General features: G+C 71.9%; 19 protein-coding genes and 1 pseudogene. 12 read left to right on the top strand and 8 right to left on the bottom strand.

Features of this window, described 5'->3' with window-relative positions; all coding sequences use genetic code 11:
• The 3 genes and pseudogenes from IE249_RS40265 to IE249_RS12675 form a co-directional block, all read left to right on the top strand.
• Positions 1–145: pseudogene (locus IE249_RS40265) on the top strand (Rv1733c family protein); the annotation flags it as partial.
• A 20-nt stretch (positions 146–165) separates the two neighbouring features.
• Positions 166–576, top strand: coding sequence for a DUF302 domain-containing protein (locus tag IE249_RS12680; protein WP_189704874.1), 411 nt, complete (start codon positions 166–168; stop codon positions 574–576).
• Positions 577–602: 26 nt separating this feature from the next.
• Positions 603–860, top strand: coding sequence for a DUF1876 domain-containing protein (locus tag IE249_RS12675; RefSeq protein WP_189704941.1), 258 nt, complete (start codon positions 603–605; stop codon positions 858–860).
• A gap of 217 nt (positions 861–1,077) precedes the next feature.
• Here IE249_RS12675 and IE249_RS12670 read toward each other — a convergent pair whose 3' ends face one another.
• Positions 1,078–1,959: a universal stress protein gene (locus tag IE249_RS12670; RefSeq protein WP_189704873.1), complete on the bottom strand. Its 882-nt coding sequence runs from the start codon at positions 1,957–1,959 to the stop codon at positions 1,078–1,080.
• Positions 1,960–2,029: 70 nt separating this feature from the next.
• Positions 2,030–2,716: an HdeD family acid-resistance protein gene (locus tag IE249_RS12665; RefSeq protein ID WP_189704872.1), complete on the bottom strand. Its 687-nt coding sequence runs from the start codon at positions 2,714–2,716 to the stop codon at positions 2,030–2,032.
• 266 nt (positions 2,717–2,982) lie between these two features.
• Here IE249_RS12665 and IE249_RS12660 point away from each other — a divergent pair, with 266 nt between their 5' ends.
• On the top strand, positions 2,983–4,008 hold the full coding sequence (locus tag IE249_RS12660; protein WP_189704871.1) for a 6-phosphofructokinase: 1,026 nt from the start codon (positions 2,983–2,985) through the stop codon (positions 4,006–4,008).
• Positions 4,009–4,041: 33 nt separating this feature from the next.
• Here IE249_RS12660 and IE249_RS12655 read toward each other — a convergent pair whose 3' ends face one another.
• On the bottom strand, positions 4,042–4,929 hold the full coding sequence (locus tag IE249_RS12655; protein WP_189704870.1) for a universal stress protein: 888 nt from the start codon (positions 4,927–4,929) through the stop codon (positions 4,042–4,044).
• A 176-nt stretch (positions 4,930–5,105) separates the two neighbouring features.
• On the opposite strand from IE249_RS12655, the gene IE249_RS12650 reads away from it, so the two are divergent.
• A complete protein-coding gene (locus IE249_RS12650) occupies positions 5,106–6,158 on the top strand; it encodes a class I fructose-bisphosphate aldolase (protein WP_189704869.1) in 1,053 nt (350 codons plus the stop codon).
• A 51-nt stretch (positions 6,159–6,209) separates the two neighbouring features.
• Here the strand turns inward: IE249_RS12650 and IE249_RS12645 are convergent, their stop codons facing one another.
• From IE249_RS12645 to IE249_RS12625, 5 genes are all read right to left on the bottom strand, one after another.
• On the bottom strand, positions 6,210–7,076 hold the full coding sequence (locus IE249_RS12645; RefSeq protein WP_189704940.1) for a universal stress protein: 867 nt from the start codon (positions 7,074–7,076) through the stop codon (positions 6,210–6,212).
• 265 nt (positions 7,077–7,341) lie between these two features.
• Positions 7,342–7,998 carry a potassium channel family protein gene (locus IE249_RS12640; protein ID WP_189704868.1) on the bottom strand — a complete coding sequence of 219 codons (657 nt, stop codon included), beginning with the start codon at positions 7,996–7,998 and terminating at the stop codon, positions 7,342–7,344.
• Positions 7,995–8,654 carry a potassium channel family protein gene (locus tag IE249_RS12635; protein WP_189704867.1) on the bottom strand — a complete coding sequence of 220 codons (660 nt, stop codon included), beginning with the start codon at positions 8,652–8,654 and terminating at the stop codon, positions 7,995–7,997. Before IE249_RS12635 ends, IE249_RS12640 begins: the two co-directional genes overlap by 4 nt.
• Positions 8,651–11,494 carry a cation-translocating P-type ATPase gene (locus tag IE249_RS12630; RefSeq protein WP_189704866.1) on the bottom strand — a complete coding sequence of 948 codons (2,844 nt, stop codon included), beginning with the start codon at positions 11,492–11,494 and terminating at the stop codon, positions 8,651–8,653. The genes IE249_RS12635 and IE249_RS12630 overlap by 4 nt, the downstream gene beginning before the upstream one ends.
• Positions 11,495–11,800: 306 nt before the next feature.
• Positions 11,801–12,358, bottom strand: a complete 558-nt coding sequence (locus IE249_RS12625; protein WP_189704939.1) for a DUF1918 domain-containing protein — start codon at positions 12,356–12,358, stop codon at positions 11,801–11,803.
• 227 nt (positions 12,359–12,585) lie between these two features.
• Between IE249_RS12625 and IE249_RS12620 the strand changes: the two genes are divergently transcribed.
• The 7 genes from IE249_RS12620 to IE249_RS12590 all read left to right on the top strand — a co-directional run bounded on the left by IE249_RS12620 (position 12,586) and on the right by IE249_RS12590 (position 19,017).
• On the top strand, positions 12,586–13,458 hold the full coding sequence (locus tag IE249_RS12620) for a universal stress protein (RefSeq protein WP_189704938.1): 873 nt from the start codon (positions 12,586–12,588) through the stop codon (positions 13,456–13,458).
• 109 nt (positions 13,459–13,567) lie between these two features.
• The gene (locus IE249_RS12615; protein WP_189704937.1) at positions 13,568–15,043 is read left to right on the top strand and encodes a bifunctional aminoglycoside phosphotransferase/ATP-binding protein; all 1,476 of its coding nucleotides are present in this window, start codon (positions 13,568–13,570) and stop codon (positions 15,041–15,043) included.
• A 73-nt stretch (positions 15,044–15,116) separates the two neighbouring features.
• Positions 15,117–15,686 carry a hydrogenase maturation protease gene (locus IE249_RS12610; protein WP_229858262.1) on the top strand — a complete coding sequence of 190 codons (570 nt, stop codon included), beginning with the start codon at positions 15,117–15,119 and terminating at the stop codon, positions 15,684–15,686.
• Between the two features lie 95 nt (positions 15,687–15,781).
• Entirely contained in the window at positions 15,782–16,951 is a 1,170-nt protein-coding gene (locus IE249_RS12605; protein ID WP_189704865.1) for a 4Fe-4S dicluster domain-containing protein, read from the top strand.
• The gene (locus IE249_RS12600) at positions 16,948–17,421 is read left to right on the top strand and encodes a cyclic nucleotide-binding domain-containing protein (RefSeq protein ID WP_189704864.1); all 474 of its coding nucleotides are present in this window, start codon (positions 16,948–16,950) and stop codon (positions 17,419–17,421) included. Before IE249_RS12605 ends, IE249_RS12600 begins: the two co-directional genes overlap by 4 nt.
• Positions 17,418–18,224: an FAD/NAD(P)-binding protein gene (locus tag IE249_RS12595; protein WP_189704863.1), complete on the top strand. Its 807-nt coding sequence runs from the start codon at positions 17,418–17,420 to the stop codon at positions 18,222–18,224. The genes IE249_RS12600 and IE249_RS12595 overlap by 4 nt, the downstream gene beginning before the upstream one ends.
• A gap of 1 nt (position 18,225) precedes the next feature.
• Positions 18,226–19,017: an NADH-quinone oxidoreductase subunit B family protein gene (locus tag IE249_RS12590; RefSeq protein WP_189704862.1), complete on the top strand. Its 792-nt coding sequence runs from the start codon at positions 18,226–18,228 to the stop codon at positions 19,015–19,017.
• The last annotated feature ends 138 nt before the right edge of the window (positions 19,018–19,155 follow it).

The raw sequence follows: 19,155 nt of genomic DNA, 5'->3' as shown, positions 1-19,155 counted from the left end.
CGGCGGAGCGGCTGCCGCCGCCCTCACCGGGCTCGCCTACGGCACGGCCGCCCTGGCGCGCCGGCGGCTCGACAGGCGACGCTACGAACAGTGGGGCGCGGAGTGGGACGCGGCAGGTCCTCGGTGGGACCACAAGACGGGCTGACTATGAGGAAGGGCAATCTCATGAGTTACGACCGCACCGTGCACCTCGACGCCGAGTTCGCCACGGTCCTTGGCCGGGTTCGCGAGGCGCTGGCCGGGCAGGGTTTCGGCGTGCTGACGGAGATCGACGTCACGGCGACGCTCAAGGCCAAGCTCGACCACGACATGGAGGACTACGTCATCCTCGGCGCCTGCAACCCGGCCCTCGCTCACCGGGCCCTGGAGACGGACCGCTCCATCGGGCTGCTGCTGCCCTGCAACGTGGTCGTCCGCAGGGACGGCGACCGCACCGCCGTACAGGCCCTCGATCCGAACACCATGGTCGCCCTGACCGGACTCGATGCCCTGCGCCCGGTCGCCGAGGAGGCCACCCGCCGCCTCGACGCCGCCCTCGCTTCGCTCACCGGGGCAGGCACGGACGGCGGGCGTTGACGCACTCAGGAACGGAAGTGATCACGATGGAAGCCAAGCGTTGGACAGTGCAGATCTACATCTCGGAGGAGGGCGACGAGACGAACGCACGTGCCGTGCTCACCACCCGCGACAGTGCGTCGGTCACGGGCCGTGGGACGGCCCGGCGCAACCCGGTCGACCGGCCGGTACCGGAGATCGGTGACGAGCTGGCCGCCAGCCGGGCCCTGGAGGACCTCGCGATCAGGCTGCACGACGTGGCCGCCGACGACATCGTCGACATGGCCGGCCCCGTTCGCCCGTGACGACATCCGCCCACGGGGGCGGCTCCGATGCTCACCAGGGCCGGATGGCCCTGGTGGCGCTGCAAGCGATGTGGTGTGCTGAAGGTGACGGGAAGGACCGACCGAGGAGGACGCGGAGCACGGCAGCATCCGGCACCGCGCAATCAGGATCCGCGAGAAGCGGATGGTCCTTCCCGTCCACTCATGCGGGTTCCCGTCCACTCGTGCGGTCGCACAGTCAGTCGTGCGCAACGACCGCGACGGGTGCGGCGGTGTGGTGCAGGACCCCGTGGGCCACGGGACCGATGTGAGTACCGAAGAGACCGCGGCGCGCCCGCCGGCCCACGACGACCAAGGAGGCCCCCCGGGAGGCGTCGACCAGGAGCCGCGCGGCACTGCCGGAGAGCGCGTCCTCGGCCACCTCGATGTCCGGGTATCTCTGCCGCCACGAGCGCAGCACCTCGGTCAGGACGGCGGATGCGCTCCTGGCGGCCGACTCGTGCAGCTGGGCGACGGTGGACATCGTGTGTCCGAAGTAGGGCGGCGGGTACCAGCCGTGCACCACGCGCAGTGCCGCTGACCTGCGCATGGCCGCGTCGAACGCGAATTGGATCACACTGTCGTCCGGGGAGGCCGTGTCCAGGCCGAGCACGACAGGCCGATGGGCACACGCGCCGGACGACGGTTGTGCGGGGACTCCTTCCCGGTCCTCGTCGGCGCGGACGAACACCACGGGCCGTTTCGCGTGCGCCGCGACGGACAGGCCCACGGAGCCGAGGACGAAGCCGCTGACTCCGCCCAGGGCGCGTGAGCCCAGTACCAGGAGTTCGGCCCCGCTCGCGGCCTCACAGAGCGCTTCGACAGGCCGTCCGGTGAGGTACTCGATGTTCACCTGGATACGCGAGTGGCGCAGTCGCAGGCTTTCTCCCACCTCTCGAAGCATCTGTTCGGCCTGGTCCCGGCTCGCCTCAACGCCGAGAAGCGGGGCCTGCGCCACGGGCTGCCAGGCGTGGACCACTCTCAGTGGCAGCCCCAGCAGTCCGGCCTCCTGGGCCGCCCATTCGGCAGCGGCCCGGCTCTCGGGCGAGCCGTCCACCCCGACAGTGACGTTGCGCGGCATGCTCTCCGCCTCCTGCTGCACGTGCCCCGTCAGGTCTGCCGAAGGGCCGCGTCCCGGGTCAGTGTCCCCGTCAGTGCTGCGGGTGCGGGTGCGGGTGGAACACGGATCGCCGTTGCTTCGAGGCGGTGCCGTCGGCGAGGTGACCGGTTTCGACACGCAACTGCACCGCGTGGAACACCTCGACGACACCCAGGACGATGGCCATGATGCCCGCCACCAGGGTGAGCACACCGAGTGAGCCGAACGGCATGATGATCAACACGATGCCCGCGAGGAGCGTGATGATCCCCAGGCCCAGAAGCCAGCCACGTGCGGGCAGGTCGCGGGAAGAGATCGCGACCGCCGTCATCATGACACCTCGCAGCAGCCATCCGAAGCCGATCCAGAGCGCAAGCAGCAGGATCGATTCCAGGGTGCCCCGGAAGCAGATGAGCCCGAGCAGCACACACAGCGCACCGGCGATGAAGTGCAGCGCGCGCAGATGCGCCGGCACGTGCGCGCCGAAGGCCGCGGCCAGTTGGAAGACGCCACTGACCAGCAGGTAGACCCCGAAGGCGATGCCGACGACGCGCAGCGTCTCACCCGGCCATGCGAGGACGACCACCCCCAGGGCTATTGACGCCAGACCGATGGTGAGCAGCGCCTGCCAGCCGAAGTTCGCCACAGCGGTCAGGTCCTCAGCGCGCCGTTGCGAAGTAACAGGGTCCTGGGTCTCACTTGGCGGGGTGCTCCCTGCGGAAGCGGAGGGGAATGTCATGTCATCCACCTCGTTGAGTACGAGAAGTGCGGTCAGCGAGCACTTATATCGTCACTCCTTGGGCCCTGCTCCGCACTCGTTGACTGCCCGGCTCCGGCGTGAGTCTCCCGTGGTCCGCCGCCAGCCACGCATCCGCACGCCCACCATGCCAAGTGGCCACCGCGGATCGAACGGGGTGAGGCTGGAAGGAAGCAGTCGAGCACGGCTTGTTCCCGATCGCCGAACAGGCGGCGATCAGACGGGCTGACCAGTGGCGGGAGGAGCCCATGAAGGTCGGAGTGCTGACCGGCGGGGGTGACTGCCCCGGGCTGAACGCCGTGATCCGCAGCGTCGTCCGCAAGGGCGTGCAGGACTACGGCTTCGACTTCGTCGGCGTACGGGACGGATGGCTCGGACTGCTGCAGAACGCCGTTCGGCCCCTGGACGTCTCCGGCGTGCGCGGGATCCTCCCGCGCGGCGGGACCATCCTCGGTTCCTCCCGCACCAATCCGTTCAAACACGAGGACGGGCTGCGCCGTGTGCGGGACACCATCGCCGCGCACGGCGTGGACGCCCTCGTCGTGATCGGCGGCGAGGACACCCTCGGCGTGGCCACCGAGCTGTACCGGGAAGGAATTCCCCTGGTCGGCGTGCCGAAGACGATCGACAACGACGTTTCCGGTACCGACTACACCTTCGGCTTCAACACCGCCGTGAGCATCGCGACCGAGGCCATCGACCGCCTGCACACCACCGCGGAATCGCACATGCGGACCCTGGTGGTCGAGGTGATGGGACGGCACTCCGGGTGGATCGCCCTGCACGCCGGCATCGCCGGCGGTGCCAACGTGATCCTCATCCCGGAGCGACCGTTCGACCTCGAGGAGGTGCACGAGCAGGTCAACAGCCGATTCGAGATCAATTACGCGCCCATCGTCGTGGTCGCCGAGGGCGCGATCCCCAAAGAGGGACAGATGATCCTCAAGGATCAATCACTCGACGAGTTCGGACATGTGCGGCTGTCCGGCATCGGCGAATGGCTGGCCCGGGAGCTCTCGGAACGCACGGGCAAGGAGGCCCGCACCACGGTGCTGGGGCACATCCAGCGTGGCGGCACACCCAGCGCCTTCGACCGCTGGCTGGCCACACGCTTCGGGCTGCACGCCATCGACGCGGTCAAAGACGGCGACTTCGGTGCGATGGTCGCCCTGCAGGGCACCCGCATCGTCCGCATTCCCCTGTCCGAGGCCACGGCGCAGCCCAAGCTGGTCGATCCGGCGCTCTACGACGAAGTACAGGTGTTCTTCGGCTGACCGGCCCCCGCCCTCGGCACGCCCGCTGCCGGTTCAGCCGTCATGCGGCACGACTGCCACCGGACAGCCGGCGTGTTGCAGTACCGCGCACGTGACGGGCCCCAACCGGCCTTCGGGTGACCGCGAGCGCGTCCGGCGGCCGACGACGAGGAGAGCCGCGCCCTGGGACACGTGCAGGAGCGCTTCCGCCGGGTGCATCAGCATGACATCCGTGCGGACCACGACGTCCGGGTACCGCTCCCGCCATGGGCGCAACGCGTCGGAGAGCTGCAATTCCTCCTGGTCCTCCCAGGTCGCGCGGTCCTCCTCGGTCACGACGAGGGTCTGCGAGGAGACCGCCTCGGCGGGGAATTCCCAGGCATGGACCATCCGCAGGCCCGTTCCGTAGGCCTCGGCGGCCAAGAACGCGAAGTCCGCCACCTCGCCAGCCGCACGGTGCGCGTTCAGGCCCCCCACCACCGGTGCGGCGCCGTGTTCGGCGCGTGTCCTCTCCGCGAAGGTGCCGAGCCGCTCAGGAACCAGCACGACAGGGCACGAGGCCGCCGCAGCCGTCCGCAAGGCGACCCGGCCGACCGCCAGCCCGTCGAACCCGCCCGTGCCCCGCATGCCCACGACGAGGAGCCCGGCGTCCGAGGACGCGGCGACAAGCGCTGTGTCCGGGGCATCGCCCGCCTGCTCGCACAGCACCTCGACATCCGGGTGGCGGTCGCGCAGGTCGGCGGCCACCCGCTCGAGCAACAGCTCGCCCAGCTCGCGCAGCCTGTCCGTCGCCGAACCCGGCACCGCTGGGCCCGGCAACGGTGGAGACCCGTGGACCAGGCGCAGAGGAACGCCACGCACCGCGGCCTCGACTGCGGCCCAGTCGGCTGCCACCAGACTGCTCTCGGATCCGTCGACACCCGCCAGCACAGCCTGGCTCATCACGTACTCCTCCTCCCGTCCCGCGGTCGCGCGAACGTCACTCGCTCGCCCCACGCCCCAGTCCACTGTTCCACCACGCGCGCGCGGGGGCCGCCCGGCGCCTTCGAATGGGGCAAGGCCCGGTGGGAACCCGGAGTTCCACCTTCGGCGTACCGGACTACCGGAGAGGCGAGCCGATGACCGATATCCAGGGCTTGCTGGGGGACGAGGCCACAGACCTGCTGACGTACACCGCTCAGGGCATTGCCAAGGAAGAACTGGTGCTCCCGGGGCCGGACTTCGTCGACCGGAGCGCCGCCGCGACCGATCGCTCCCCTCGCGTGCTGCGCAACCTCCAGTCCCTCTTCGGCCACGGCCGTCTGGCCGGCACGGGACATGTGTCGATCCTGCCGGTCGACCAGGGCATCGAGCACTCCGCGGCCTCGGCCTTCGCCGCGAACCCCCGATATCTCGATCCCGCGAACATCGTCGAGCTCGCCCTCGATGGCGGCTGCAACGCCGTCGCCAGCACGCTCGGTGTGCTCGGGGCCGTCTCGCGGCGGTACGCGCACAAGATCCCCTTCATCGTCAAGCTCAACCACAACGAGTTGCTGACCTATCCGAACCATTACGACCAGATCATGTTCGGTACCGTGGAGCAGTGCTTCGACCTGGGCGCGGTCGGCGTCGGCGCGACGGTCTACTTCGGCTCGGAGGAGTCCGACCGCCAGTTGCAGGAGGTCAGCGAGGCCTTCGCGCACGCCCACGCGCTGGGCATGTTCACCGTGCTGTGGTGCTACCTGCGCAACCCCGCCTTCAAGAAGGACGGAGTGGACTACGCGGTGTCGGCCGACCTCACCGGGCAGGCCAATCACTTGGGCGTGACCATCGAGGCCGACATCGTCAAGCAGAAGCAGCCGGAGAACAACGGCGGCTACCCGGCTCTGAACTTCGGCAGGACCGACCAGCGCCTCTACGACAAGCTCGCCACCGGCCACCCGATCGAGCTCACGCGCTGGCAGGTCGCCACCTGCTACATGGGCCGGGTCGGCCTCATCAACAGCGGCGGCGCGTCGGCCGGCCAAGGGGATCTCGCCCAGGCCGTACGGACCGCGGTGATCAACAAACGGGCCGGCGGCACCGGGCTCATCACCGGCCGCAAAGCCTTTCAGCGGCCCACCCAGGAGGGCATTGAACTCCTGCACGCCGTGCAGGACGTCTACCTCGACGCCGACGTCACCGTGGCCTGAGCGGAACCGGCCCGTTCCGGGCCCGCCGCGAGGTCCGTGCCCGCTGCGGCCCTAGGCGCGTCCGGGTACCACGGCGACCGGGCAGGGCGAGTGGTGCAGGACGGCGTGGGTGACGCGGCCGAGCTGAAGCCCGAAGTGCCCGGAACGGTGCCGGGCCCCGACGACGAGCAGGTCGGCCTCGTGAGCCGCGGCCAGGAGAGCCCCGCGTGCCGGGCCCTCAACGGTGCGGCGCCGCGTCCTCACTCCGGGTGGGACATCCCGCAGCGCCCTCTCCAGCGCCTCGGCGGCCCGCTCCTCGTACACCCGCTCCGGCTCCCCGGCGATCAGCGGGTGGTCGATCGTCTCGTGCGCGGGGCAGCGCCAGGCCCGTACGGCGTACAGGAGGGCCGTTCGCCGTGCGGCCTCCTGCGCGGCGAAGCGGACCGCGGCGGCGCAGGCGTCCCCGACACCGACGACGACGCGGCCGTGCACCGGCACGCGGGCCTGGTTGTCGTGGCTGCCCCGCACCACGATCACGGGGCAGTCGGCATGCGCGGCGACGAACAGGCTCACCGAACCGAGCAGCACGTTCGCCACACCGCTGCGGCCCCGGTTGCCCACCACCAGGGCGGAGGCGTTCTTGCCTTCCCGCACCAGTGCGTACGCCGGCTCCTCGGGGAGCGCGGCCATGCTGATCGGCAGGCCGGCCTGCCGATCACGGGCGCGGTGGGCGCCGGCCCGGACGATGTCCTCGGCCAGGACCTGGGCATCCGCCTTGCCGAGGCTGTGTGCGAGCGCGGAGCCCTCGTAGCGCTCCCACAGCGAGGCGTACACCACCCGCAGCGGCACCCGGCGCAGTGCGGCTTCGTCGGCAGCCCAGTCCACGGCGCGCAGGCTGGGCTCGGATCCGTCCACACCGACGACGAGGGGAAGGTCCATCATCCTCACACTCCCGTGCGTATGTCCTGAGTTTCAGTAGTGCCCGAAGACCGCCGACGGCCACCGCCGAAGAAGGCCGCGGCACCCGGCTGGCGCTGCCTTGTCCGGCCCGGACGGTTCGCCGTCCTCGTATGCCGCCCTGCGCCGGGAGGCGCGGTGTGCGCGGCTTGTGCGCGGTTGCGCCGAGGCGATCGGCGTAGGGGACACGCCGTCCGACGTCGGCTGGGCAGGACGCTGATCGCGCGCACTGATCCACCCGCGCCGGTCACTGAAAGGCCGCGTGAATGTCCCGCTCCTGGGCGCTGTGCGAGACGAGCAGGAGTTCGTCGCCCGGCTCAAGACGCATGGAAGGGCTGGGCGCGGTCGGATTCCCGCCCCGTACGACGGTCGCCACCAGGGTCCCCTCGGGCAGCTCGATGTCGCCCAGGAGACGCCCGGCGGCCTTGGAACGCCCGGTGATGGCGGTTTCGATGATGCCGATGCCCGCGGTGCTCAGGCGCAGCAGCGCGACCGTGTCCGCGGCCCCGGTCGCCTCCTCGATCAGCGATACGAGAGGTGTGGCCGACGGGACCGCGATGTCCACGCCCCAGTGGTGGTCGAACAGCCAGGCGTTGTCGTCGTCGTTGACGCGCGCCACCACGCGCGGTGCGGCGAAGTGCCTTTTGGCGATGTAACTGATCACGAGGTTGTCCTCGTCCCGCCCGGTGGCGGCGATGACCAGGTCGGCGTGCGCGGCGCCCGCTCTCGACTGGACGGCCTGCTCCGCGGCGTCGCCGACGAGCAGGCGGGCGTCGCACCGGCCGTGCAGGGCGTCGACGCGCTCCTCGTCGACGTCGACGACGGTGACCTCGTTTCCGGCGGCCTTGAGCACCTGGGCGACGCGCGTGCCCAGTCGGCCGGCGCCGGCGATGAGTACGTTCATGTCCCCAGCTCCTTGTCGAGGAAGGCGCGCAGCCGGTGCAGGCAGTGCGCCGCCACCACGAAGGTGACCACGTCCCCGGGCGCGGCCGTCGTGTTCTGCCGCGGCATCAGGGAGCGTCCGTCGCGGGTCACCTCCACCACCCGTATCTCGCCGTCCACCTCGAACTCCGACAGCTTGCGGCCGGCCAGATACGCCGGGAGCGCCGAGCGGACGAGGAGCGTCTCGCCGTTGCCGAAGGTCACGTCGGGGACGAGATGACGGTGCAGCAGCATCTGGTGGATGCGGTGGACCGACCATGTGACGTCGCAGACCGTCGGGATGCCGAGGCCCTGGTACAGGTTGGCGCGCCGCGGATCGTGCACGTGGGCCAGCACCGTGGGGACGCGGAAGGTCTCCTTGGCGATCCGGGCGATGACCAGGTTGCTGTTGTCGCTGGAGGTGACGGCCACGACGGCGTCGCTCCGCGCGATGCCGGCCTGTTCGAGGATGCTCCTGCTGAAGCCGTTCCCGGCCTGGAACCGGCCCGGGAACCGCGGCGGGAGACGGCGCCGGGCGGCCTGCTCGCGGTCGATCACGTGCACGTCGTGGCTTTCACGGGCCAGTTGGGCCGCCAGCGCGGCACCCACCCGTCCGCAGCCGACGATCACCACTTTCATCGGGATTCTCCTTCCGGCCGCGCGGTGACGGTGCGCCGGCGCAGCCATGCCTTGCGTGCCTCGTCCGCGGCGAGCGGCAGCACACCGACGGCGACGAGCAGCGCCCAGTCGGCACCGGTGAGCGGGGCGGTGTGGAAGACGCTCTGGAGTACGGGCACATAGCTGATCGCCGCCATGAGCGCCAGACCGAAGAACCCGGCGGCGATCAGCCACGGATTGCCGAACACGCCCGCCTTGAACACGCTCTCCCGTTCCGTGCGCACGGCCAGGGCGTTGAAGAACTGGCTGACGACGATGCCCGCCTGGACCATGGTGATCGCCTCCCGGTAGACGGGGTTGCCGGCGGTGAAGTCGGCGTAGGGGATGCCGGAGGCGTGGATGTGCCAGAAGAACACCGCGCACACGCCGATGGCCTGGATGCCCCCGAGGAACAGGGTCCTGCGGATGACCGTCCGGGAGAACAGACGCTCGTGCCGCGGGCGCGGCGGCCGGTCCATCACGTCCGCCTCGGGCGGCTCCGCGCCCAGGGCGAGGGCGGGCAGCACGTCCGAGCCGAGATCGATGGCGAGGACCTGCACCGCGGTGATCGGCACCAGCGGGAAGCCGGTGAAGGTCGCGGCGAGGATCGGCGCCAGCTCGCCGATGTTGTGGCTGAAGAGGTAGACGAGGAACTTGCGGATGTTCTGGTAGACGGACCGGCCAAGGCGCACCGCCAGCGCGATGGAGCCGAAGGAGTCGTCCAGCAGCACCATCTCCGCGGCCTCGCGGGCCACATCGGTACCGCTCGCCCCCATCGCCACGCCGATGTCCGCGTGCTTGAGGGCGGGGGCGTCGTTCGCGCCGTCCCCGGTGACGGCGACGACCTCGCCGCGCCGCTGGAAGGCGGTGACCACCCGCATCTTGTGCTCCGGGCTCACCCGGCACAGCAGGAGTTCGCCGCCGGCGGCCAGCAGCCGGTCCAGCGCCTCCTCGTCCATGGCGTCCAGCGCCGCTCCGGTCACCACCGCAGGCGCGGCCGACCGGACGATGCCGACGCGGCGGGCCACGGCCTCGGCGGTCAACGGGTGGTCGCCGGTGACCATGACGATCCGGATGCCCGCCCCGAGACAGGCCCGCACGGCCTCATGGACCTCCGGCCGGGGCGGATCCTGCATGCCGACGAGCCCGAGCAGCGTCAGATCCGACTCGTCCGCGTCGCGGTCCCGTGCGGACCCCGTGGCCTCCCCCGCGGCGACGGCGAGCACGCGCAGGCCGCCGGCCGCCAGCGCGTCGGCCTCGGCCGCGATCCGTTCACGCTCCTCGTCGGTGAGGGGCTCGACCCTCCCGCCGCGGTCCAGGCGTGTGCAGCGGTCCAGCACCTCCGACGGGGCGCCCTTCACCCGCACTCTGCGGGCTCCGCCCTCGTCGTGGACGGTGCTCATCAGTTTGCGCACCGAGTCGAAGGGGTGCTCGGCGATCCGGGGCGCCGCGGCCTCCTCGGCCGCCATGTCCAGCCCGGCCTTGGCGGCCACGACCAGGAGCGCGCCCTCGGTGGTGTCGCCGAGCACCCGCCACCGGCCCTGGTCCTCGGGCGGAACGAGCCGGGCGTCACAGCAGAGGGCGGCCGACCTGAGCAGCCCGCGCACCGGTGCCGGATCGCCCACCTCGCCCTTGGGCTCGTAACCCACCCCGGTGACCGTGTGCTCCCGGTCCCAGACCCAGACGCGTACGACGGTCATCTCCGCCTGCGTCAGCGTGCCCGTCTTGTCGGTGCACACCACCGTCGTGGAACCCAGCGCCTCCACGGCGAGCAGTTTCTTGACCAGGGCGTGGTGGCGAGCCATGCGCCGCACACCGAGGGCGAGGGAGACGGAGAGGGTCGCCGGCAGGCCCTCCGGTACGAGCGCCACCATCACACCGAGCGCGAACACGAAGGACGCCACCAGTCCTTGGCCGGTGGGCAGCCGGATGACGAACAGGACCGCGCCCACCGCGAGGGCGGTGCCGGCGACCCGGCGGGCCATCGCGGCCACCTGCCGCTGCAAGGGGGTCTTCTGCCGGGGAGCCGCCGCCGTGAGCCGGAAGATCCGGCCGAACTCCGTGGCCTGCCCGGTGGCGAAGGCGAGCGCCCGGGCGGTGCCGGTGATGACGTCGGTGCCCATGAACAGGCAGTTACGGGCCCGCAGCGCCTCTTGGGCCTCGTCGGGCTCGGCGGTCCGGTGCACCGGCTCGCTCTCCCCGGTGATGGCCGCGTTACTGACCGTCAGGTCATGGGCCTCCACCACCCGGCAGTCCGCGGGCACCGTGTCGCCGGCCTCGAGGACCACCAGGTCCCCCGGCACCAACTCCCGTACAGGGAGCTCCAGGACAACCGCATCGCGCACCACCCGGCACCGGTGCGGAACCATGGCCTGCAGGGTCTGGGCGGTCCGCTCCGCCGAGTACTCCTGGGCGAAGCCGATGACCGCGTTCAGCACCACGACACAGAGGATCGCCACGGCGAGCTGCAGCGTGCCCGTGTCCCTGGGTTGTTGAAGTGCGTAGGCGATGAAGGTGATGGCCGAGGCCACCATCAGCACGACCGCGAACAGATCCGTGAACTGGCCCGCGAGCCGGCGCCACACCGCGGGGCCCCGGGCGGAGGGCAGTTCGTTCGGCCCCTCGGCCTGAAAGCGCCCCCGCGCCGTGGCGGCGGACAGCCCACGCGGTGAGCTCTCCAGCGTCGCGAAGACGTCGGTGGCCGCCTGCGCGTACAGCGGCTGCCGGGGGACGCGGCCGGAGGACGGCGGCGCCGGCGTGCCTGGTCGCCCGGTGGCCGGACCCCCCTCGTCCCCCTGCTGGGTGGGACGCAGCACCTTCATGACACAGCCCCGGGCCGGGCGGCCGCCGACTCGTGCGGCGCCGCGCGCACGACCGTGAGCCGCCCCTCGGGAGGCCGAGCCGCGGCGGCGCCCACCGTGCGGTGGGGAACCCCGGCACTCCTGGGCGTCATCGAGGTCCGCGGTCCGCCTGTGCGAAGCCGGTGACCAAGCCGCGCCCGCAATGGGTCTCGACGTGCCTGTCGGCCACCTGCGGATGGTCGCGCCCGAGCCGGCCCGGCACAGGCACACGATGACGGGCTGGACCGCGATCCGGTATGAGACAGCCAGGCCACCATCGGCCCCGCCTCACCGGTCCGCCGGTGTGGTCCGGCGTCCCGTCAGTGGGGTGAGAGCCACCCTCACCCACAGCGGGCGCGCTCCGCCTGCCCAGGGTTCGCAGTGTGCCCGCTCCTGAAGCCGGCGGAGCATCCCCGGGCCGCCGACGGCGTCGGCACGATCCACCGCGAGCACGCTCCAGCCGCGGCTCACCGCCTCGTCCACATGGTCGACTTCGAAGGCGACGCCGCTGCCCACGGCTCGGGCGGTGGCGGAGCCGGGCGCGGTGCGGAAGAACACGTCATCGTCCGCCACGTCGTAGTTGACCGGGAGCGCGGTGGACCCGTCGGGCGCCGCAGCCGGTGCACCGGCGGGCGGCCCCTTGGCCGGCGCCTCCCGGCCCAGCCCGTGCCGGACGCGCGCGTCCGGCACGGGCAAGACCAGCGTGATCTCGTTCGTGTCCGACCGTCGTACGTCGTACGGAGGGGTTCCGTCGTCGTGGTGCAGGCCGCCGATCTCACCGTCACGCCGGGTGACACCGGCGGCCGGGCTCTCCACGACCAGTCGATCACCTGGCTGAGCGTGCATGGTCATGCCCTCTCTCATGAAGCCCGTTTCCCAGCATCACCCGGCGCCAGTACCCGCACCAACGGTCCCAAGGTCCCGCCCGGTGGGGACGTAGGGCACGGTTTCGTGACCCGTCGGCCCGCTCCACCGGACGGGAACCCGAGCCCGGTCGGCGCTGCACATGCGCCGGACGGTGTGATGCGGTAGTTCTCGTGTCAGAACGCACGGTGCTGACGGAGGGCGCGGCCATGGAACCGGTCGTCACCGTGGGCCTGGACGGCTCACCCGAGAGTCTCGCCGCGGCCCGCTGGGCCGCCGACGAGGCTGCCGAGCGCGGGATCGCTCTGCGCCTGCTGCACGCGTGGCCGCAACTCGTCCCGGAGCCGACCCGGGTCCCTGCGGAAACCGATCAGAACGCCTGGGCAAGACATCTGGTGCGCTCCACGCGGACCGAACTCCAGGAGCGCCATCCGAATCTGTCCGTCGTCGAGGCCCTGGTCGCCGACGATGCCCAGAACGCCTTGCTCCAGGCGGCTTCGGACGCCGGGTCGGAGATGGTGGTGCTCGGATCACGAGGCCTGGAACCCGTCGAGAGTTACTTCCTGGGTGACGTCAGCATGCCCGTCGTCGTACGGTCCGTACGGCCGGTGGTGCTGGTGCGCGCCCGCGGCACGGAGCAGGAACCGCCATCCCGTGCGCCCTCCCCCGGCGTGGTCGTGGCCCTGAAGTTGCCGGGCTCATCCGACGACCTGCTCGACTTCGCCTTCCGCACAGCCGCTGCCCGGGGAGTCGCTCTCCTGGCCGTTCACGGCAAGCGGGTACCACTGCCCGCGGACGTGCCCCTGGCCGCGGATGCCGACGAACCGATGACGCGGCAGGCGCGGAACGAGTTGGACGCGGCGCTCCGCCCATGGCGGGAGAAGTACCCGCGGGTGAGCGCGACCGGCAGTGTCCGCCTCACCGGCCCCGCCGAAGCCGTCGTACGCGCCGCCGAAGGCGCGGTGCTGCTGGTCGTCGGCCGGCGCCGGCACCGCCTGGGCATGGCACCCCGTCTCGGACCCGTCGCTCAGGCCGCCGTCCATCACGGGCGCTGCCCCGTGGCCGTCGTTCCTCATGACTGAGTCCGGCGTCCCCGCGGAACCGGGTCACCCGGTGCCCGGGGCGGATCCGTCCGCGCTCCGCGCCGGTGACCATGGCGAGGGCCACCGCGGGGCGCTGCCGCGAGCAGAGGTGTGCGAGACCCACACCGCGATCCTGTTCTTCGCCGGCGACCGCGCCTACAAGCTGAAGAAGCCGGTGGATCCGGGGTTTCTGGACTACACCACGGTCACGGCCCGCCGGGCCGCGTGCGAACGAGAGATCGCGCTCAACCGTCGTTTCGCCCCCGACGTCTACCTGGGCGTGGGCGAGCTGCGCAGCCCGGGCGCGCAGGAAGCGGAACCGCTCGTGGTGATGCGCCGCATGCCGGCGGACCGCCGTCTGTCCCGGCTGGTGCGCCACGGCGCCGACGTCGACGATGTCCTGCGGGCCGTGGCCCGGCGCCTCGCCGCGTGGCACGCGAAGGCGCCCCGCGGCCGCCACGTGGACGAACAGGGCACCCGCGACGCGTTGTCGTCGCGTTGGGAAGCGAGCTTCGCACAGGTCCGCTCGCTGGCCGCCGAAGGCCTCGTGGCGGACACCGTGCCGGAGACCGAGCGGCTGGTGCGCCGCTACCTCGCCGGCCGCAAACCCTTGTTCGATGCCCGCATCGGACAAGGGCGGGTCGTCGACGGCCACGGCGACCTGCTCGCCGAGGACATCTTCTGCCTCGACGACGGTCCCCGCGTCCTGGACTGCCTCGAGTTCGACGACGCCCTGCGCTACGTCGACGGCCTCGACGACGCCGCCTTCCTCGCCATGGACCTGGAACAGCTCGGCGCGCGGGAGGCCGCGGCGTACTTCCTCGCCCGGTACAGCGAGTACTCCGGCGACCCGGCGCCCTCTTCCCTGTGGCATCACTACATCGCCTACCGCGCGTTCGTCCGCGCCAAGGTGTCCCTCATCCAGGCACGGCAGTCAGCGCCGGGCGCGGAGTCGGCGGCGGGACGGCTGGCCTCCACGGCACTGCGCCACCTGCGTTCCTCCGCCGTCCGCCTCGTCCTCGTCGGCGGGCTGCCGGGCAGCGGGAAGTCCACCCTGTCCGGTGCGCTGGCCGACCGGCTCGGCGTGTCGCTCCTGAGCAGCGACCGGCTGCGCAAGGAGTTGGCGGGCATCCCGGCGGAGCAGTCCGCGGCGGCCCGGTACGGCGAGGGCCTGTACACACCCGAGTGGACGGCCAGGACCTACGCCGCCCTCCTGGAGCGCGCGGCCGCCCTGCTGTCCCGCGGCGAGTCCGTCGTGCTGGACGCCACCTGGACCTCCGCGCGGCAGCGGGAAGCGGCGCTCCGCACGGCCGAGAGCACCAGCGCGGACCTGGTGGCCCTGCACTGCCGGGTGCCCGGTGCCGTGTCCGTGGCCCGCCTGGCAGCTCGCGGCCCCGGAACATCGGACGCCGACCGGGACATCGCGTCCGCCATGGCGGTCAGGGAACCGCCCTGGGCCGGGGCCGTCGCGGTGGACACCAGCGGCCCGCTCGAGTCGGCGGTCGCTCAGGCACTCGCGGCCGTACGCCCGTGGGGCACCGGCCCGGCCCCGCTCTTCCGCCGTCCGTACATGGAGCCCGACTGAACATGGAGCCCGACTGAGGCCGGCCGTGCCTCGCCGGCCCGTCGGGAGCCGCGGGCGAGAGAGAGGAGTCGTGGTGAGGACGTCGGCCGGTGCGGTGGTCATCGGGGTCGGCAACGTGTTCCGGCGGGACGACGGTGTCGGCCCGGCCGTGCTTGCCCTGCTCGAGGAGCGCGCCCTCGCGCGGCCGCTGCCGCACGGCACCGTGCTCCGGGAGTGCGACGGGGATCCCGGGAGGCTGCTCGGGCTGTGGGAGAACGCCGTCCTCGCGGTCGTCGTCGACGCCTGCTTCCCGCCCTCCGCACACCCCGGACGCGTGCACCGGTGGTGCCCCGTCCCGGGCGCCGGGCCGGTTGCCACGGGCACCCGGCGGCACAGCACGCACGGCCTCGGTCTCCTGGAGACCATGCGCCTGGCCCACAGTCTCGGACGGAACCCCGGTCGCCTCGTCGTGTACGCGGTCGAAGGAGCCGAACGCTGCCTCGGCACCGGACTGACGCCGCCGGTGGCGCGGGCGGTCCTGCCGCTGACGGAACATGTCGAGCGGGACCTCGTGCGGCACGCCGAAGCGGTCGGACGCGATCGGCGGCTCCGCGCCGGCGGGACACGCCGGAGCGCATCCGTCCCTTCGGGCGCATCTCCCTGACACTCTGTCAGTGATCGCCGGTGAGCAGCCGTGGACCCGCGCGACGACACGAGCACCTCCCCGCCCGGGAGGCACGGACCGAGGGGAAACGAGACATGACCGGCCCCGGTGACATCCGAGCCGCCACCGGCGCACCGACCGAGGCCGTACTCGGCCGTGACGGACTCGATGCGCTGGTTCAGGTCCTCAAGCGGCGAGGCCGTACGGTGGTCGGCCCCACCGTCCGTGACCGCGCCGTCGTCCTGGCCGAGCTGGACTCGGCGGACGAGCTGCCCCACGGGTGGGGCGTGGAACTCGAGGCCGGGCGGTACCGCGTCCGCCGCAGAACGGACGGCGCCGTGTTCGCGCACAGCGCCGGACCGCAGTCCTGGAAATCGTTTCTGCACCCTCCCCGAGTGCGCCAGTGGACCGCCGAGCGTGACGCCGACGGTGGACTGACCGTGTGCGAGGACGAACCGCCGGCCGTGTCGTACGCCTTCCTCGGGGTGCGCGCCTGTGACCTGCACGCCATCCGCATCCTCGACCGTGTGATGATCGGCGGCAAGTACCCCGATCCCGCCTACGGCTCCCGCCGGAAGGGAGTCTTCCTCGTCGCGGCCGAGTGCACCGAGCCCGGCGCCACCTGCTTCTGCGTCTCCATGGGCACCGGGCCCGCCGTCGACACCGGCTACGACCTCGCCCTCACCGAGGTGGTCGACGACGGCGGCCCCCGCTTCCTGTGCCGCAGCGGGAGCGAGGAGGGCGCCGCCGTACTCGCCGAACTGCCCCGGCACCAAGCGGACGACACCACTCGCACCGCGGCCGCCGAGGCCGTACGGCGGGCCGCCGGGAACATGGGCCGGTCCATGCCGCCCACCGACCTGCGCGCTCTGATGCGCGACAACCTCGAGGCCGACCGCTGGGACGACGTCACCGCCCGCTGCTTGAACTGCGGCAACTGCACCATGGTCTGCCCCACCTGCTTCTGCACGACCACCGAGGACGTCAGCGATCTGACCGGCGACCACGCCGAGCGCTGGCGCCGCTGGGACTCCTGCTACGACCTCGACTTCACCCTGCTGCACGGCGGACCGGTCCGGGCGGGCAAACGCAGCCGCTACCGCCAGTGGCTCACCCACAAGATCGGTACCTGGCACGACCAGTTCGGCAGTACCGGCTGCGTCGGCTGCGGCCGGTGCATCGTCTGGTGCCCCACCGGCATCGACCTCACCGAGGAGGCACACGCCCTGCACCAGGAGGCCACGCGGCAGGGACCGACACCATGAGCCGCCCGGCTCCCGTCCCGTCGACGGGCCTGATCGGGTCCTTGTCCCCCGGGCACCGCGAACGACTCCTGGCCCTCGCGCACGAGGTCGACCACCCGGCTTCCACCCGTCTGTTCGAGGAGGGCGGGCGGGCCGACCGTTTCTGGATCGTCCGCACCGGCACGGTCGCACTCGACATCCACCTCCCCGGCCGCGGCCCGGCCGTCGTGGAGACGATCGGCACCGGTGGTCTCGTGGGCTGGTCGTGGTTGTGCCCGCCGCACGAGTGGCACCTGGGGGCCGAGACCAGAAGCCGGGTGGAGGCCTGGCAGTTCGACGCCGCCGAGGTGCGGGCCGTGTGCGCCGCTCACCCGGAGTTCGGCCTGCCACTGGTCACCCTGGTCGCCGAGACGATCGGCCGCCGACTGCGCGCGACCCGCACCCGCCTTCTGGACCTTTACGGGCCACAGCCGGGGGCGCCGAGTCCATGACCCTGGTACCTCTGCCCCATCGCCTGACGAGCCGTCACCGCGAGACCGCCGACACGGTCACTTTCGAGCTGGAGCCGCTCAGCGGCGGACTCGGGCCTTTCGCGCCGGGGCAGTACGCCATGCTGTACGCGTTCGGGATCGGGGAGATCCCGGTCTCGGTGTGCCGCACGTCCGGGGACGGCCGGCTGACGCACACCGTCCGAGCGGTCGGGGCCGTCTCCCGGGGGCTGTGCGATCTGCCGGCGGGCGCATCGGTCGGCGTACGCGGCCCCTTCGGAAACGGGTGGAACCTGCGGGCCGCCCGGGGGCACGACTTGCTCGTCGTCGCCGGTGGCATCGGACTCGCCCCGCTGCGCCCCCTGATCGACGCCGTCCTGGCCGAGCCCGCGGCGTACGGGAGGCTGAACGTCCTGGTCGGTGCCCGCACTCCCGGCGATCTGCTGTACCGCGCGGAGCTGCCCGCCTGGCGGCGGCCGTTCGGGGCCGTCACGGTGGACCGACCCGCCGGCGGCTGGACCGGCCGGGTCGGAGTCGTCACCGCGCTGCTCGACGAGGCGTTGTTCGCCCCCGAGAACGCCACCGCGTTCGTCTGCGGTCCGGAGGTGATGATGCGCGCCACCGCCCGCGAGCTGGTCGACCGGGGCCTGCCCGCCGGTCGCGTGCAGCTCTCCCTGGAGCGGAACATGCGCTGCGCCACCGGCCACTGCGGGCACTGCCAGCTGGGTCCACTGCTGCTGTGCCGTGACGGCCCCGTCGTCCCCTACGACCAGGCCGAACCGCTGCTTACCGTAAGGGAGTTGTGAGATGACCACCTCCGCCGGGCGGCCGGGCGGCTCGCGTCCCCGGCTCGGTGTGTTCAAGTTCGCCTCGTGCGACGGCTGCCAGCTCACCCTCCTCGACTGCGAGGACGAGCTGCTGGGCATCGCCGGCGAACTGGAGATCGCCCACTTCCCGGAGGCATCGAGCGACGTCGCGCCAGGGCCGTACGACCTGGCGCTCGTGGAGGGGTCGGTCTCCACTCCCGAGCACCTGGCACGCGTCCGGCGCATCCGAGCCGAGTCCCGTCATCTGGTCACCATCGGTGCCTGCGCCACGGCCGGGGGCGTCCAGGCCCTGCGGAACTACGCCGACGTCACGGACTACCTCGCAACCGTCTACGCCCGCCCCGACTACATCGAGACTCTCGCCACCTCCACTCCCATCGCCGACCACGTGCCCGTCGACTTCGAACTGCGCGGCTGCCCGATCGACCGCGGCCAGTTGCTGGAGGTCATCACCGCCTTCCTCGCCGGCCGGAAGCCCGGCATCCCGAACCACAGCGTGTGCTTCTCCTGCAAGCAGCGCGGAAACGTCTGCGTCCTCGTCGCGCACGGCACCCCGTGTCTGGGTCCCGTCACCCACGCCGGATGCGGGGCCCTGTGCCCCACCTTCGGGCGCGGCTGCTACGGCTGCTTCGGGCCGGCCGGCACCACCAACCTCGGTGCTCTCGTCCCCGTCCTGCGCCGCGACGGGATGAACGACGGGGACATCGGCAGATTTCTGCACACCTTCAACGTCACCGACTTCACCGCGGTGGAGGAGGAAGACCTGCCGTGAGCGAACCCGCCGACGCGTCCGCCGCCGCATCCCGTGTCGTCCGCGTCCCCGCTCTCACCCGTGTCGAGGGCGAGGCCGCGCTGCACCTGCGCGTCCACGACGGCACCGTCACCGAGGCCCGGCTGAAGATCTACGAAC

It is taken from the genome of Streptomyces anandii JCM 4720, assembly GCF_014650655.1.
Lineage (GTDB): Bacteria > Actinomycetota > Actinomycetes > Streptomycetales > Streptomycetaceae > Streptomyces > Streptomyces anandii.
Note: the sequence above shows the minus strand (reverse complement) of the source record. Positions and strands in the feature narration are given on the sequence as shown.